3 protein-coding genes are annotated in these 18,785 nt (G+C 47.4%); all 3 read right to left on the bottom strand.

Annotated features, from left to right (window positions below):
* Positions 1 to 2 precede the first annotated feature (2 nt).
* From J9B83_RS12115 to J9B83_RS12105, 3 genes are read right to left on the bottom strand one after another with little or no spacing between them, the layout of a single operon-like run.
* Positions 3 to 2,132, bottom strand: a complete 2,130-nt coding sequence (locus J9B83_RS12115; protein WP_211537091.1) for an HlyD family efflux transporter periplasmic adaptor subunit — start codon at positions 2,130 to 2,132, stop codon at positions 3 to 5.
* Between the two features lie 2 nt (positions 2,133 to 2,134).
* Positions 2,135 to 3,472: an efflux RND transporter periplasmic adaptor subunit gene (locus J9B83_RS12110; RefSeq protein ID WP_211537089.1), complete on the bottom strand. Its 1,338-nt coding sequence runs from the start codon at positions 3,470 to 3,472 to the stop codon at positions 2,135 to 2,137.
* 3 nt (positions 3,473 to 3,475) lie between these two features.
* Positions 3,476 to 18,751, bottom strand: coding sequence for a DUF4347 domain-containing protein (locus J9B83_RS12105; RefSeq protein WP_211537087.1), 15,276 nt, complete (start codon positions 18,749 to 18,751; stop codon positions 3,476 to 3,478).
* Positions 18,752 to 18,785: the final 34 nt, after the last annotated feature.

The following is an 18,785-nucleotide window of genomic DNA, read 5'->3' as shown; positions in this document are numbered from 1 at the left end:
TATTAAAAGCCCGATTCTCTAATAAAGACACCATACAAACGACGCAAGCCCTGAGCAAGAAAGCTTTGTGGCTCCACAGCTAAGTCCACGCGACCAAATTGCTGTCGTAACAAGGCCAGTTTCTCTTCAGATACATTCGATAAAAGAGCAAGTTGAACTTCATAGGTCGCGTCTTCAGGAATTAATGCTTCCTCTTGAGTCTGAGTGGCTATTGGCCCACCATAAGTCGAGCCTAGGGCTTGGTAAGGTAAGCGTTTGATAGCGGTAGGCAATACACTCACAACGGTTAATGTCGTTGGCAGCTTTTCCCCTTCGTTGCTAATAAAGCTTGCCTCCTGCCCCTCTTTTAACAAAGGTAAAACACTCCCACTGACGTACGCTTTCACCACCACACTTTGCTCATCGTATAGGGTTGCCAAAGGCGATTTCGCATTGACATAGTCGCCTTGCGATAAGGGCAGCCATTCACCAATATAGCCATCGTAAGGTGCTGTCACTACTAAACGTTCGCGGCGATTCAATAAAGATTGTAACCTCGACTGTTCCCGTGAAAGCTGCGTTTGCAGCGTCAATTGCGTCATTTTATCCATGGCGCCTGAGCTAGCACGCTGCCATTGAGTCTCTAGAGAGTTAAGCGTCGCTTGAGTGAGAGAGATCTCTTGCTCAATGTCAGGGGATTCCAATAAGGCCAATAATTGGCCTTGTGTCACTTTCTTATTCGCGTTCACTTCCCAAGCGATAACACGGCTCGATTCACTCGGGTATAAGGTCTGATAACGCTCAAAAGTCGCAACGGCAGGAGCGCTAATATGATTTTTCCATGGCACAACCAATGCGACAATAGCCAAGCATATTATGGATAAGCTAGTAACACTGACTCGATTTATCGACATTTTATCTCTCAAACTGAACCAAACCTTCACTTCTTTGGTGATAGGCAACAAAACAAACCAAATAATTTCAACTAAGAAAAGCACAATTCCCAGCAGCTTAAAGGCAAAGTAATACACTAAGGCGGCAATACCTAAAAACAAAAAGAACCGATAGACCCAAGTGCTCCACGCATAAGCGACCATGAGCAGACACTTCTTACGATTCAAGGGTTCAGGAGGCAAAAAATCGAAACCAAACAGTCGCTCACGTAAAAACCATTTTCCTACCAAAAATGAGCGCGGTTGAAGGTTTTCCATTCCCAGAAAATCCGATAAGGCATAGTATCCATCAAAGCGCATAAAAGGGCTTACATTGATCAACAACGATGAAATCCAACTGGTGGTGGCAATAAAAAACAACACACTTCTAAAGCCGCCATCTGGCACAACACTCCATAAAAAAGTGGCCATACAAGCGATATAAATTTCCACTTTAACGCCAGCCAGTACAATACGCAGCCTTTGAAACCGCGACCGTAGTCGCCAAGCGTCTGTAGTGTCCGTATACAAAATAGGCGTCATCAATAAAAAGGCCAATCCCATTGAACTGACTCGACAACCATAGCGCTTAGCAACAAAAGCATGACCCAATTCATGTGCTGTTTTCACAAAGACTAAAGCCACAATATAGTAACCAATCGAAGACAAACTGAATAAGTCTTGAAATGTGTGTGTGAAGGTATCCCACTGCCTTAACACCATGACCAATCCCACAGCACCGATCACCAGGGCTACCCTATCCAGTCGCCAACTAAAGAGCATTTTTATAATGGGATAGAAACGATTTAATAATAAATCTGGACGAATAAGAGGGATTTTAATAAAGAGGTAATTGTGCAGAAGCCACATCAAAGCATGCTTTTTTCTCTTGCTGGCTTCTTGCCCCAAACGGTTAACATCCTTGTCTGTTTGTACTTCTAACAGATGATTCAGCTCTAAAAATCGTAAAAAATATTCCAGTTCGGTTTGATCGACATCCACACCACGGCTTTGCACCCGAGACAGTAAGGCGTCTGGCTGGTCCTTGTGTCTCCACTCACGAAACAAATAAAAGGCACTGCGAGATAGGTAAAAAAATGTGTTGGTAACAGGATCAAACAGTTGCCAACGGGGCTCACCATCTTCGTCAGGGGAAGCCAATAGCAAAGATAAATTTTGACGTAACTTAGGCAGTAACGTTTCGTCGCCCAAAGAGGTCATATTTACAGTCCCAATCGCTGACGAACAAAAGTAATCGGACGGCGTAATAAATAGTAAGCCAAAGACACTTCTTCACCATAAAGCTTGGCGGTTCCACGTAGCCCAATTCGTGGTGGTGGAGTACCTTCTTCAATATCAGACACAATTCGATAAGCAACCACCTGATCAGGCGTGACACTGGCTTCAAAAGAAGAGTGATCCACACGAAATGACAGGGGATTTAACGGATCAATATCCAGATAAAAAGTTACCTTATTACCAGACGCCAAAGAAATGGCATCCGCCACGGGCAACATAATTTCCAATTGCACATTGGCAGGATCAGCAATCGACAATATTCGCTCACCCACAACAACAGGTCGACCTTTCCACTGCTCTGGGTCATCGAGTACAACCACACCGGATTTTTTAGCGACAATCTCGGTTTGAGACAATTTGACTTGTAGATAATCACGTTCGATGGTTTTTAACTCGACCTGCGATTCCAGTTCAGCCAATTCGGCTTTTCTTTTGCGATCGACATAACCCGCTTGCTCAGCGGTTCTTAATTCAGCCCTTGTTCTTTCCAACTCTCTTTGAGCAACATCGTATGAACCTTGAAACTCAGTTCTGTCCATTCTTACTAAGGGCTGATTAACCTGCACTTGCTCACCGGGCTTAATCAGCACATCACTTACAGCCCCAGCAATGGCGGATGTTACTAATACAGCGTCTTTAGGGATGATCTCAGCTGGCGCTAATACGGTTAATCGAACAGGTACAAATCCCAGCAATAAAATCAGTGATAATACGCCCCATTGCACTTTTCTCGACACCAAATGACTAAGCCATGCGCGAACACCAGAGCGCTTTGTAAACAGTTGCAAGGCATGAGCATAACTGGACGCCAAATGTTGTAACAACCCTATTTCTTTGTCGGTCCAAGGCTGAGCCTTAGACAATAAAATCACCCCAACACGTTGATTGGGTTTAGAAGGAATCAATAAAGGCAACCACAGCATAAAAGGCGGTGAGAACTCTTTAAGTTCTCGAGACAGCTCTGCTGGCCATTGAGTTGGGTCAATGGGATGCGCTTTTGTACTTAACGCCGTACCATCGATTGTCGACGACACTTTTTCAAGCCAAGCACTAAAAGGCGTGGCACGATCCACCAAAGAAATATCACTGATTGCTGATACCTTGAGGCGTGATAACTCATCGCCAACCAAATAAGCCGCTTGGTCGTATTCAACCAAGCTTCTTGTCATGTTTACCATAATAAAACCCAAGTCCGTTGCATTTTCACAACAACGGACTTGCTGCTCAATTTTGAGCAGCTGTGCAACAGCTTGTTCAGACATAGATTACGACACTAACAACTTCATCAAATCACTACCATAATCGTCAAACTGCTCGCTGGCTAGCGATAACTGCTGATCAAGAGGCATATAACCGTCCCCCTGTGGCGCTAACATCGCGAGCGGGTCTTCTATTTCATCGCTGCTTTCTACTGTGTCTTCAAGATCGACATCCAACTCCAAGACACGAATATTACCATCCGCATCAACGGCATTGATTTTTAGCGATAGAGCACCCTGACCTTCAGGCGGTGTCATGGTGATTTCACCAGTGGTCGCATTCACTTCTACCCAACTCGGCAATGCCGTGCCGTCAGCCAGAGTTGCACTGTATGAACCACCTGGTCTTGCGTCGGCGATAGTAATCTGCACCGTTTGAGCCTCGTAGGTGAAGCTCGCGACAGTAAGATCTGTCGTATTAACTGCAGTCTCTTGATCGGACACTTGTACCTGTCCATCAGTACCGACATTAACAGCAACTCGTGACTCAGCAATCACAACGCCATTCACTGGTACCGTGGGTACTACTGCGCTCGCTTCTAACCCAGTATTATCTGCAAAACCACTGGTTCCAGCAGAAGTGTCTAAAGTCCCTTGAGGAAGCGTGCCTGTGTTGTCTGCAAACTCAGTCACTGATGCTTCTTGATTGTTAGCAGGTGGTAAGGTCTCTGTTGGCGGCAAACTCACATTCCCAGAATCCACCACAGGAGCTGGGTCTAATGTCAGAGAAACCAGAGCTCTTACCTGAGCTCCTTGGGCATCAGTTGCGACTACAACAAGTATATTCTCTCCTTCAAAACCGCCTTGAGGAGTACCAGAAAGTGTTCGATTTGCCGGATTAAAAACCAACCCTGTTGGTAAGTTTTCAATGCTCCAAACAAGCGTATTGACTTCATTTGCGTCGACATCAGCAAACAGATCTGCCGGCAAAGTCACTGGAGTGAAAATCTGACCCGATGTGCCAGCCATGGCCGCCAACTCTTTGGTCACTGTTGGCGCATCGTTTGCACCTGTGATGGTCACCGTCACATCTTGAGTGGCCGTAGTGTTTTGATCATCGGTCACGGTAATGGTGAACACGGCGGTCACCACTTCGCCTTTCGCTAAGAAGTCGAGATCCGTTTCCGCGATGTCGTACGTCCAGTTCACCGTACCGTTGTTCGTGTTGCCACTGACGTTTTCGATGCTGAACGCCGCTTCAATGGCGGCCTGCTGAGTGCTGGTCAGCGTCAAGGCGGTGGTACCATCTTGCGCCTTGGCCGTGACAGACTGAGTCGCTTCGGTTGCCGTTGGGCGATCTGTTAGATCCACATCAGTAAAGGTCACACTGCCCGTATCTTTCAGGATGGTGCCTTCGGTTATTTCACCGGTAACGTCCACCACCTGGATATCAGGGGTGTCGTTGCTGCCGGTGATGGTAACGGTCACATCTTGTGTATCGGTCGCGCCTTCATCGTCGGTCACGGTAATGGTGAACACGGCAGTCACGACTTCGTCTTCACCCAAGAAGTCTAAGTCGGCTTCAGTGATGTTGTACGCCCAGTTCACCGTACCGTTGTTGGTATTGTCACTGACGTTTTCGATGCTAAACGCATTTTCAATCGCGGTTTGTTGTGCCGTGGTTAAAGTCAAGGCGATGGTACCGTCTTGCGCTTTGGCCGTCACAGACTGAGTGGCTTCGGTTGCCGTTGGGCGATCCGTTAGATCCACATCCGCAAAGGTCACACTGCCCGTATCGGTCAGGTTAGTGCCTTCGGTGATGCTTGCGACAACGTCAACCACCGTGATGGTCGGCGTATCGTTTACACCAGTGATGGTCACCGTCACATCTTGATTGGCCTTGGCGCCTTCGTCATCGGTCACAGTAATAGTGAACACGGCTGTAACGACTTCGCCTTCACCCAAGAAGTCTAAGTCGGCTTCAGTGATGTTGTACGTCCAGTTCACCGTACCGTTGTTCGTGTTGCCACTGACGTTTTCGATGCTGAACGCCGCTTCAATGGCGGCCTGCTGAGTGCTGGTCAGCGTCAAAGCGGTGGTACCGTCTTGCGCCTTGGCGGTCACAGACTTAGTCGCTTCGGTTGCCGTTGGGCGATCTGTTAGATCCACATCAGTAAAGGTCACACTGCCCGTATCAGTCAGAGTCTCAGTCGCGCCTTCGATTATTTCACCAACTACATCACCCGCCTTGATGGTCGGCGCATCGTTTGCACCAGTGATGGTCACTGTCACATCTTGATTGGCCTTGGCGCCTTCGTCATCGGTCACGGTAATAGTGAACACGGCCGTAACGACTTCGCCTTCACCCAAGAAGTCTAAGTCGGCTTCAGTGATGTCGTACGTCCAGTTCACCGTACCGTTGTTCGTGTTGCCACTGACGTTTTCGATGCTGAACGCCGCTTCAATGGCGGCCTGCTGAGTGCTGGTCAGCGTCAAGCCGGTAGTACCGTCTTGCGCTTTGGCCGTCACTGACTTAGTCGCTTCTGTGGCCGTTGGGAGATCCGTTAGGTCGACATCCGTAAACGTCACACTGCCCGTATCGGTTAACGTAGAGCCTTCGGTGATGCTTGCAGCGACATCCACCACTTGGATATCAGGGGTGTCATTGCTGCCGGTGATGGTGACGGTAACGTCTTGAGTGGCCGTGGCGTTTTGATCATCGATCACGGTAATGGTGAACACGGCTGTAACGACTTCGCCTTCACCCAAGAAGTCTAAGTCGGCTTCAGTGATGTCGTACGTCCAGTTCACCGTACCGTTGTTCGTGTTGCCACTGACGTTTTCGATGCTGAACGCATTTTCAATCGCGGTTTGTTGTGCCGTGGTTAGAGTCAAGGCGGTGGTACCGTCTTGCGCTTTGGCCGTCACAGACTGAGTGGCTTCGGTTGCCGTTGGGCGATCTGTTAGATCCACATCAGTAAAGGTCACGCTGCCCGTATCGGTCAAGGTGTTGCCTTCGGTTATCTCACCGGTAACGTCCACCACCTGGATATCAGGGGTGTCGTTGCTGCCGGTGATGGTAACGGTCACATCTTGTGTATCGGTCGCGCCTTCATCGTCGGTCACGGTAATGGTAAACACGGCCGTAACGACTTCGCCTTCACCCAAAAAGTCTAAGTTGGCTTCGGTGATGTTGTACGTCCAGTTCACCGTACCGTTGTTGGTATTGCCACTGACGTTTTCGATGCTGAACGCATTTTCAATCGCGGTTTGTTGTGCCGTGGTTAGAGTCAAGGCGATGGTACCGTCTTGCGCTTTGGCAGTTACGGATTTAGTCGCTTGTGTTGCAACGGGACGATCTGTTCGATCTAGATCAGTGAAGGTTACACTACCGTTATCGGTTAACGTGACACCTTCGTTGATCGCGGTAGTAACATCAACTACTTGAATAACTGGTGCATCGTTAGTACCAGTAATAGTGAAGCTGACCGTATCGGTCGCCGTTTCATTTTGGCTGTCTGTCACGGTGACGGCATAGCTAAAGGTGATGGTTTCATCTACAGCTAAGAAGTCTAAATCTGCATCATCAACACTGTACGACCAATCAACAGAACCCGGCGCGGACACACCAGTGCCAGTTACTGAAAAACCAGTGACCAGTTGACTTGCCAAAGCCGAATCCAGCGTGCCTGCTGACCAAGTAATATTATTGTCACTGCCGAAGGACACATCCACTACATCAGTATCATCAAGATCGGTAAAGCTTACTGTACCGCTGTCTTGTAATACCTGTTCAGATGCATCTGAAGATTCTGCAATACCAGCTGCTGCCGTTGCACTGACCGTTGGCGCATCATTACTACCGGTAATAGTAAAAGAAACGACTGTCGATGGTGGAAGCGGTAAATTGCTACCACTATCCGTACTGCCGTCTCCTGAAATAGGTGTTGGTGCATTTTCATCCCTATCAATGGCATCATACGGCTCACCATTTTTAGTCGTTTCGCCCGCTAAATCATCAATAAATAAGTATGGACTATTAGCTGTATCTTGTAAGTCAAATACTAGGTAACCAACTCTGTACGTACCTGCATCAGTGGCTGTGAATGACACCTGCTGCCATCCAGTACCACCGTAATTACCCGTTGTATAATTTGCCGTCCCTTCAACCGTGGCGCCAAGCAAACTTACCTCGCCTGTTAATCCGTCGATCTTTCCAACGCTATCAGAGTTGTCTAGATTGACAAACGTGGCAATTGAAGAATCGTTATACGGTGCATAATCTGTCGCAACATAGTTCCATGCCATTGAAAGGGTTTCACCGGCACCAAGTTCAACGTCCTTATAAGCATAGTTCGCCTGCGTAATACCATTATTATATGTATTCGATATATATGTTTTACTTTCATCGCTTAAAGAAAGCGCTGTTGCGGATATATCCCAACTAGAGCCACCTGCAGAGTTTATACTCAACATTGAACCTACATTAGGCGTAATCCCCCACTGTCCAACAGTTTGTTCGCCACTTACAACAACCGTATTGGTATCATTATTAACCGACCATCCATCCAGCCCTGACTCAAAACCTGTGCCGACAGTTGCGGAGTCTGTATTACTCGCATCAGAAGACTCTAAAGCGAAGTCACCGGAATTATCATCTGCGTAAACAGTATAACTAAAGGTAATACTTTCCCCTTCAGCTAAGAAATCTAGATCTACTCCAGACACATCGTAGAGCCAATCCACACTTCCTGGCGCCGATTGGCTCGTACCACTGACAGCAAATCCTTCTAACAATTGTGTGGCAAGGTCACTGTCAATCGCACCGCCACTCCAAACGATGTTGTTATCACTGTCGAAGGTCACGTCGATCAGATCAGTATCATCAATATCAGTAAAGCTCACCGTACCGCTGTCTTTTAATACCTGTTCAGATGCATCTTCACTTTCTGTGATACCAGCGGCTAACGTTGCGCTTACAGTTGGTGCATCATTGCTACCAATAATAGTGAACTTAACCGTATCTGTAGCTGTAGCATTTTGGCTATCTGTCACGGTGACGACATAGCTAAAAGTGATGGTTTCATCTACAGCTAAGAAGTCCAGAGCTACGTCATCAACACTGTAAAACCAATCAACAGTACCCGGTGCAGATTCATCTGTACCAGTTACTGAAAATCCAGCGACAAGTTTGCTTGCCAAAGCCGAATCCAGTGTTCCTGCTGACCACTCGATATTGCTGTCACTGACAAAACCCACATCAATCAGGTCGGATGCATCAACGTCAGCAAAACTCACAGAGCCGGAACTATTCAAGTCTTGTGCGATAGCATCTACAGACTCCGAAATATCGGATGCATCATCTACGGTTTGAGTTGGATTATCATTCGCACCATTAATGGTTATCACCAAGGTTGCCGTGTCAACTAAGCTACCGTTATCACTCAAGGTGTAGGTAAAACTATCCGTAATATTGGAACCAGCCTGCAGGCTTTGTACCGTCGTATTGCTGTTATCAACGATGTAAGTGTACGAACCATCTGCTTTTAACGTTAACGAGCCATAGTCGCCAGTTAATGCTTGCCCAACCGTTCCATTTGATCCACTGACACTAACAGCCGTAACCGTTTTACTATCCGACGCGTCGATATCGGTATCGTTGGTCAAAACATTGCCTGTAGCATTGCTACCAGCAATATTATTGCCAACCCCACCGGCTTCCAGCGCTGAGCTTGAATCACTGTTTGCTACAGGTGCCTCATTAATATCAATAACCGAAACAGTTGTTGCTTGACTTGAACTAAGGCTGCCGGAGTTGTAGTTGCCTGCACCATTATCCGTCGCCACGACATTGAAACTGTAGCTAGATTGAGTTTCGTAATCCGCAGAGGCTTTCAGCGTCACCTCACCTGTTGTGGCGTTGATGTTCAACAAACCCGCGTCTGTGCCGGTTAAGCTGTAGCGCAAGGTGTTGTTGGTCGCCGTACCATCGGCATCGGTGGCTGAAGCGGTATAAATGACCGTCGAGGTCGCAACGTTTTCATTCACACTGCCCGTCGCACCGGAGGTGATCATCGGCGTGTTGTCGTTTAAGTCGTTCACACTGATCGTGACCGCTTCACTGGAACTCAAACTACCGGAATTGTAGTTACCCGCCCCGTTATCCGTCGCTACGACATTAAAGCTATAGCTGTCTTTGGTTTCGTAATCCGCTGAGGCTTTCAGCGTCACCACACCTGTCGTGTCATCGATATCCAATAACGCCGCATCATCGCCCGTTAGGCTGTAACGCAGGGTATTGTTGGTCGCTGTACCATCGGCATCGGTGGCTGAAGCGGTATAAATGACCGTCGATGTCGCAGCGTTTTCATTGACGCTGCCTGTCGTACCAGAGGTAATAACCGGCGTGTTGTCGTTCACATCATTAATGGACAAGGTCACGGCTTTTTCTGTGCTGCGCATGCCGTCGGTGGCGATCACGGTGAAGCCGTATGAGGCTTTTGTTTCGTAGTCAGCAACGGCATTAAGTTTGACTTCGCCTGTACTCGGATCGATGGTAAATGCGCTATGGTCGCCGATAGCTTTCAATGAATAGGTCAACGTATTGTGGGCAGAAGTACTATCTGCATCAGTCGCATTTGCATCATAAACCACAGCAGTAGAGGCCGTATTTTCAGCAACGCTTGCTGTAGATGAAGAGCCAATGGTTGGTGCATTATCGTTAATATCTTGCACAGCAATCGTTACACCCACTGCACTGGAAGCTTGACCGATAATATCTGTTGCAACGATATTTAATGTATAGGAAGTGATTGTTTCATAGTCAATAGCCGCTGCCCCAGCACTGGTCAGAGTTAACACGCCATCGTTATCAATCGCAAAGTACCCTGCATCGTTACCCGATTGAATACTAAACTCGCTGATGCCATTGCTATCCGTGGCTTTTACTTGACCAATGATCGTGCCTGAAGCCATACCTTCATCAAGATTAACACTTTGCGAGCCTGTGACCACGGCAGCGGTATTGTCTATGGTTAGCGTGTCGCCTGGGGTGAAGCCCGCGCTAATAGCGTTGCCTGCGGTATCGGTGATCCCTGTATCTGAAGTACTGAGATCAAGACGTAAATCACCATCGCCCGTAATGCTGTTAACGGTGACTTGGTAGGTACTGCCAGAGCCGATTACAGAGCTAATATTGCCTGTAGCGCCAGCAGTCAAACTGAAATCACTGGCATCTACTCCCGTTACTGCTTCGTTAAAGCTCACTGTAAAAGTGGCGGTATCAGCGGTAGTCAGGGCGGCACCGTCGCGGTTGATCGCATTAACACTTGGACCGGTTGTGTCACGGATGATTTGCTGACCTATTTTACCACCACTGATGGGATTGCCTGCTGTGTCTGTGATACCCGTTCCAGTGCTATTAAGGTCAACGCCTAATGTGCCATCACTCGTTAAGCCCGTAACAGAAACCGTGTAAACCGAATCCGATACTTGAGTGACGTTACTAATCGTGCCACCCGTTGCCGTACCTGTTAAGGTAAAGTCCGAAGCATCGACGCCACTCACAGAGTCGCTGAATACCGCGGTAAAAGTTGCGGCACTGCCATTTATTGTCTGAGCACCTGCACGCACGATCGCCACGCCAGTCGATGCAGTCGTATCAATCACAAAAGATTCACTGTCGCCTGCAGATAATGCATTGCCTGAGGTATCGGTAATATTTGATGTGGCCAGTGTCAGCATATAAGTACCACCAGCCGCAGTGACACTTGATAAATCAATGGTATAAGTGCTTCCCGTACCGGTGACAGATAGCCCACTAATATCAACTGAAGTACCATCTTTTGTTAATGTGAAGTCGCTGATGTCGACATTGGCGACTTGCTCACTAAAGTTAATAGTGATCGTGCCGGCATTCGGTTGAGTCGGATCAGCCACATCCACAATTGCTACAGTCGGCTTCGTAGTGTCTACCGTCCCCGTAGTGAAATTATAGCTCGTGATGTCGGTAACGGCGGTGATCGCGTTGCCCGTGTCGTCTTTTAGCACCCCTGCCGTAAATTGCACCGCATATTGATTGGTCGCTATCAAGTTGCTAGTTGGATTGATGGTTAACACATTATCCGCAATGGATAGCTGGCTTGCATGGCTAGTGACATCAATGCTCACACTGTTTGCGCCATTGCCAGTAATGTCATACAAGGTAATGGTGCCAGAATCGCCTAGTTGCAAATCCTCATCAAGGGTGACTTTAATCGAATCCGCTACCGAAACGCCGGTCGCGTTGTCGATAGGAGCAATGGTTGAAATACTCGGGGCTTGATCGTCTGTTACCGTGATCGAGAAGACTTCTTCGTAAGTCGCATCGCCATCGCTTACCTGAACGCGAACGCTGTATGTTCCCGCCGAAACGTCGGCACGATCGGTAATGCGAAGATCCGCGCCGTTGATGTTGAACAAGCCGTTATTCGTATCGTCTGTACCAGCTACTAAGGAGTACGTTAAACTTTCGCCGGTATCTGCATCCGTTGCAGAGAAGCTACCGACCACAACATTGCTCGCGCCTTCAGAGTGCTTATAAGACGCATCCGATAAGGCCATATCAGTTGGCGTGTCGTTAATAGAAGTACTGATCACCGTGGTGGTATTGTTGGTGCCGTTCACCGTACCGTCGTTTACTGTGATGGTAAAAGTCGTTGTTTCCGTTGAGCCAACCGCCACACGGTTGTCTGCTGGATCAAACACCAACGCGCGCAGCGCAGCTTGTGCTGATGCTAATGTAGTAGACGATAACGTATAAGAACCGTTACCCGCATCGGTAAAGCCTGAGTCGGTCAAAGACGCCGAGGTAAACGCCCCTTTAGCCGCGGTATCCAGCGCAACTGTGACAGAAACATTGTCGTTATCCGCATCGGCTAAGGTAATCGCACCAAATGGTGACATAGTAGCCGCGTCATTCACTGCTTGGCTAGCCGCTGCACCAGATATAGTTGGTGCTTGGTTTGCTGGAGCAATGGTCGTCGCATCGACTTTAGTTACTGCGGATTGCAAATTAGGGTTGCCTTCATCGTCTTCCGCTACCACGTAAATATCGTACGAGGTGCTGGCCGTTAAGCCTGTGACATTGAAGGTATTAGAAAATGCACCACTAGAAACAGTGGCACTGCCGGATGTAATGACTGCAGCCCCACGTCCATTGTTATCGCCGTATGAAACACCCGCTTTGACTTGAGCAGCCGTTGGTGCTTGAGCGCCATCCGCCACTACTACATAGTATAAATTGCCTGCTTCATTAATATCTGTAGTTAAATCGAATGTGGTCGTAGATATGTTGCTCGTTGCTGGCGTTGTATCAAAAGTTGGAGCAGTAGAATCAACGCCCGCGCCTGTAGTAAAGCCTAAAGTTGTTTTATCGGTAATCCCCATAAAGGTCATACCATCTAAATCAAACAAAGCTCCCTTTTCGATTTGAATATAGTAAGAAGTACTGGGATCTAACTCTGCAGTCGGATTAATAGTAATTGTTGAAGTACCATATCCTGTGACACGACCATCATTGCCAACTATTGATTCTACCAAAGAGTCATCTGATGATTTATAAATGTTAACAGTGCCAGTGCCAGAACTCGCAATAGTTTCATCAAATGTTAGAACTAAGTTTGCTGTAGTTTCAACACCAGTGCCATTGTCCAAGGGAGTTGTAGCACTAATAACTGGAGGCTTATTATTTGTTCCTGCAACCGTTCCATCCTGACGATAATAAGAGGGGATACCAGTGCCATCCGCAACAATAACATCTTCATCACCATCATTATCAAAATCAGCGACTAGGAACGCTTCACTGTTCTGTAAAGGAAAAGAGGTATTCGGAGTTACTTTCGTAAAGCTTCCACTTCCATCATTGTCGAAAAAGGAATAAGCCGATCCATCATAAGCTAGAAAGTCCTGGTCGCCGTCAGAATCGTAATCAATAGCAACTGTATACAGCCAGCTACTATCACCAGTAACTGCGCCAGCTGATGCTAGTGGGTCTTGGCTGAGTGTGAAAGTAGCATCCCCATTATTTTGATAGTAAGAAGGTACCCCTGTGCCATCCGCAACAATAACATCTTCATCACCATCATTATCAAAATCAGCGACTAGGAACGCTTCACTGTTCTGTAAAGGAAAAGAGGTATTCGGAGTTACTTTCGTAAAGCTTCCACTTCCATCATTGTCGAAAAAGGAATAAGCCGATCCATCATAAGCTAGAAAGTCCTGGTCGCCGTCAGAATCGTAATCAATAGCAACTGTATACAGCCAGCTACTATCACCAGTAACTGCGCCAGCTAATGCTAAAGGCTCCTGGGTTAATGTGAATTGATTCCCTAGTACACCAGAATAGTTGCCACCTGATAAAGCTGAAGATTCAATGACATCCGTTTTTACTTCCAACTCCCAATCGCCACCCAGCACAGCCGAGCCGGTCAAGTCATCAGAAGCAGCAATATCCGCCCCTGTCACTTGAGCCAGTTGGTTAATGAAATCTAGACCAATATCACCTTGAGCGACGTTACAGCCGTAAAGCAGGATGTCGCCATTATCACTTAGAGCATTACCCCACGCTGCATAAATACCGCTGTTTTGAGTAATGGAAGATTCACTGAGGGTTTCTGCACCAAGGTAGACTTCACCGACGCCACCGTGTGACAGAATATGTAAAGCCTCTAGGTCGCTGTAGTTGGCTAAAATTTCGGTAATTTGCTCTACCGCTGAACGGGAGCCATCTAATAACCAGATGTCTGCGTTAGGGTTGGATTCTTTGGTCAATTCCACTAGACCAGGAACACGAGAATCCACAATGACCACTTGCGTTGCATCAGCAACGGATTGCTCTAACAAAGTGCCGGCACGGTTTAGGTCTTCAATGGCATCAAGCTGTGTTTGTGTTAATGCGCCTTCGTTTAACAAGGTGCCCGCGATGGTGTAGGTGTCGCCCGCCGTGAAGGTAGCGGTCGAGGCTTGGCTGACTGCATCATCTGCGGAGCCGGTAAAACTCAGCCCAAGTGTTTGGCCGATGGTGCCATTGACATCTGCTACCGTCACTTTAAAGACTTTACCATCGCTGCTGGAAACACTGCTCACACCCGTATTGGTAGCGTTACCTGTGACAGCAAAATCACTGCTCGCCACACCGGATACGGTTTCATTAAAGACGACGGTAAACACCACATCTGTGGCGGTTCCTGCTTTGACTTGATTCACCATGCCACGGCTGATGCTCGCCACAGTCGGTAAGGTGTTGTCGATGGTGTAGCTTTCATCCGTGCTTGGCTCACTACCAGAAAAACTGTTGCTCGCCGTATCAGTAATATTCTGACCGGATTTGAAGTTTAATCCCAGCGCACCATCGCCTGTAATCGAGGCCACAGTCACAGTATAAGATGAACCAGAACCCGTAATTCCAGTAATAGTGCCCGAGACATCCCCTGTAATCTCAAAGTCGTCAGCAGTGACGTTCGTTACTGCTTCATTAAAGGTCACATCAAAGGTGACGGTATCTGCAGTACTCAAAGCTGTATTGGTGGTAATAATCGCCGTGGCGGTTGGCGCGGTATTGTCGATGGTGTATTGCTCGGTTACGGCGCTGGCCGTGGTTGTCGTTAATGCGTTTGAAGCAGTATCTGTCAAAGTGGCGGCCGATTTAAGCTGCACACCCAAGGAACCATCACCACTGATATTGTTTACAGTAATTATGTAACCGTTTGCCGTACCAAATACGGAACTAATGCTGGCGCCCGATTTAGCCGTGCCGGTTAATTCAAAATCGTCCGCACTTAAGCCGGTGACATTTTCGCTGAACACCGCGACAAATTGTACTGAGTCTGCATTAGTACTGGCATCGGTGAGGCGGTTAATCGAGATCAACGTCGGAGCGACCGTATCAACGGTATAGACTTCATCGTCCGCAGGTTCTGCTGTCGCTAAGGCATTGCCTGCGAGATCGGTCACAGCGTGACCAGATTCAAGGTTTAAACCAAGCGTGCCAATGCCTGAAATTCCCGTTACATTCACGGTAATAGTATTCGTGCCTGAGCCAGTAATAGATCCAATCGTGCTAGCGACAGAGCCAGTGGTTGCTAAGGCAAAGTCAGCCGCGGTCACATTCACCGCTTCGTTAAAGGTCAAAGTGAAACTGGTGGTATCGCCGGTGATAACATCATCGCTGGTACGCTGAATCGCTAAGAAGGTCGGCGCTGCTGTATCTGTGACGCCTGTCGTGAAATTCAGTGTGGTGTTGTCACTAATGCCTTCAAAAGAGTTCCCCGCAGTGTCTTGAATCGCACCACTGTTTATTTGAATCGCATAGGCCGTAGCTTCTAATAAATCAGATGTTGGATTAATCGTTAGCGTATTACCAGAAAAAGTAAGTTGTCCACTATTGTAAGCGTCGTAAGTTTCTACGATCGCACCTGAGGAAACATTCACCAAAGTGATGTCGTCATAGCGACCATTAACGTCTTCACTAAACGTCAGAGTAATGTCGCCACTTGGAGCAACTGAAACAGCCCCATCAGCAGGGTTACTAGAAGACAAAGTCGGAGCGGTGTCATCGACAGTAATGGTTAATCCAGAGGATGCTACGCTGACATTACCAGCGGCATCTGTGGCTTTTGTCGTTAAGGTATGGCTACCTGCAGAAAGCGCTGAGATGGTGATACTCCAATTGCCTGAACCATCCGCCGTTGCTGAACCAAGTGATGTGGTTTCGTCGGTATCATAAAGAGCCACGGTCGCGCCAACTTCAGCGGTTCCTGTCACGGTTGGCGTTGTATCTTGGGTAATATTATCTGTGTTAGATGAGCCTGTATCTGAGCCATTCGACAAGTCCATGGTTGGAACTGATACCGTATTGTCTAGTGTGTAGTCGGTGTTATTAGTGCTAGTAGGCGTAGTCGCGGTCAGGGCGTTAGGAGTATTAGCGCTGTCGGTAATGTCTTGACCGCCAGCAAAGCTAAGAGTGACATTTCCATTGTAGGAAACAAGATCGCCGCCGGAAACAGTGACATCATAAGCGTTTCCACCTGCTGACGTCACATTGGTTACCGTACCAGTTGTACCGGATACCGCAAAGTCAGCACTGTCAATATTAGTAACGGCTTCGCTGAACGTCACTCGCCACACTAAACTGTCAGCATTGGTGATTTCATTACTCGGTGTTTGGCGATCTATACTGACTACAGTTGGCGCGATATTATCGACTATTTGCATCGTAAAGGTGGCCGCCGCAGAAGTACCGCCATCACCATCGTTTACAGTCACTGAGAAAGAACGATCACCTTCGGTAGAAGCACTATATTTTATATAGGCTAAGAAATCCCCTACGCTATTTGGTTTTGCGTCATTTGTATTGAAATCAATACGCAAATCAGCACCGTCCTGACCCGTTAAGCTATTATCAACTGCACCAATCGCGACGAAAGCAGAACCATCAGAATACCAAACAGTGTCGCCCTCAGAAGGCGTCCCATCAGCACTCGATTCAGTTGTACCAAACTTAAAAGTAATATCATCTAGGTCGCTTAAAAAAGAGCCATTGGTTGTACCTGAAGTCTGTTCAATCAACAGGAAGCCGCCATTAAAATCGCCACCGTCCACATCAACTACACCAGCAATGGCGCCTTGCACATCAATGTATTCAGAAACATTAACTGCTGTACTAGGAGCCCCATCGCTAAGGTTATTAATGACTGGGATATCATTGACTGCAGTGATATCAATATTAACAAGTGTGGTTGCCGAATCTGCCGTGCCGTCATTGGCTTTGATCGTTAGGGTCGCGGCGTTTTCACCACTTACGTTAGTGTCACCTGTGTATTGAATGTTGGTCGTGGTATCAAGGTAGGTATTAATCGCAGACGCAGATCCAGACAGTGTCAAAACACCGCTTCCCACATCCACAACAGTAACGCTACCACTGCCTGCTGCAGCTGCTAAAGTGCCTGAAGACGCTGTGAGTGTAACGGTTAAGTCATCGCCGTCAGTGTCAGCAACAGTCACTACAGAGAGATCGATATTGGAAGTCGCGTCTTCGGTTACCGTAATGTCTGTAGGTGTACCGGAGATGGTGGGAGCGTTATTTGCAGAGACGGAAGTGATATTGGTTACTACTAAGTCATCCATTAGAAGGTACATCCGATAACCATTATCTACGTCAGTTATCGTAAACGAGCTAATACCCTGGAAATTAGCAGCGTTTGCATGAGATGCAACATCAATAACTTTATTTGAATTGTTATATTCAACTTCAAATGATGCCGATCCTTTAGAAGACTCAAATATAAATGTTTCAGTGTTATCCCAGTTGTGAAGGGAAATACTTGAGAGATCAAAGGTTTTTCCCGAGTCAATAGTAAAAGTATATTTCGTTTCGGCATAATTTGGACCACCAGTAACTAATGATGTGCTACCATTAATAGGATCTAAACCCTGTGAATCCAAATGATCATCATCAATAATCGTATCTCGCTCTCCGACAATAGTAAATGTCGCATTCATTCCGACGGCTGTGACAGTCTGTGTGTTGAGCCCAGTGACACCAGATTCGAAGTCAAATGTTTCATCTGCAAACGTAAAACGATACTGATTCAAAACATTTTCAGATAACGAAAGTACTGTTTCAATTGAGCCACTGGTGTTCTCTAACTCCCAATCTCCCCCAAGTTCAGCCGAACCAGTCAGATCGTCTGAAGCCGCTACATCCGCTTGGGTGACTTGGGCTAGGGCGGTGATGAAGTCTTGCCCTTTACCGCTGGCCACCTCACAACCATAAAGCAGTAGGTCGCCCTCTTGGTTAAGTGCGGCACCAAGGGTTGTTAGGTCGTCAGTTCGGGTTGTTACGCTGGTGGAATCAAGGTTGAAGGCACCTAAATCCACTGCCCCTTCCGATCCGTGGGACAGGATATGAATGGCGTCGTAATCGCTGTTTGACTCGGCCCACAAGGCCATTTGAGCCAAGCCATCTTGCGAGGAATCCAATAAGACAATTTCTACACCCGCACCAATGCCGTCGATCAGGGTTTGGTAATCGTCGACATTATCTTCAATGAAAACTACTTCTTTTTTACCGTTGTTTTGGGCAGAGTCAACGCCACGCACTTCCGTCGGGGCAATCACTATGGTTGCGTCACTGTCTTGTTGGTTCACTTCCCCTTGAGTAACATCATACAACTGAGAATCGGTCAGCACGTCCATGGCGGTGGCTACAGCAGCACCATCCAATAACAAGCGTGGCTCTAATGCGGTAATAAGAGGTTTGCGAGCGGATTTCTTCATTTTGTTATTGGTTGTGTGCTTTTTCATAATGGCCACCTGTTTAGGGCTAATAATGGAATTC

This window comes from Marinomonas vulgaris (genome assembly GCF_018145875.1).
GTDB lineage: Bacteria > Pseudomonadota > Gammaproteobacteria > Pseudomonadales > Marinomonadaceae > Marinomonas > Marinomonas vulgaris.
This window is presented reverse-complemented; position numbering and strand designations above follow the sequence as displayed.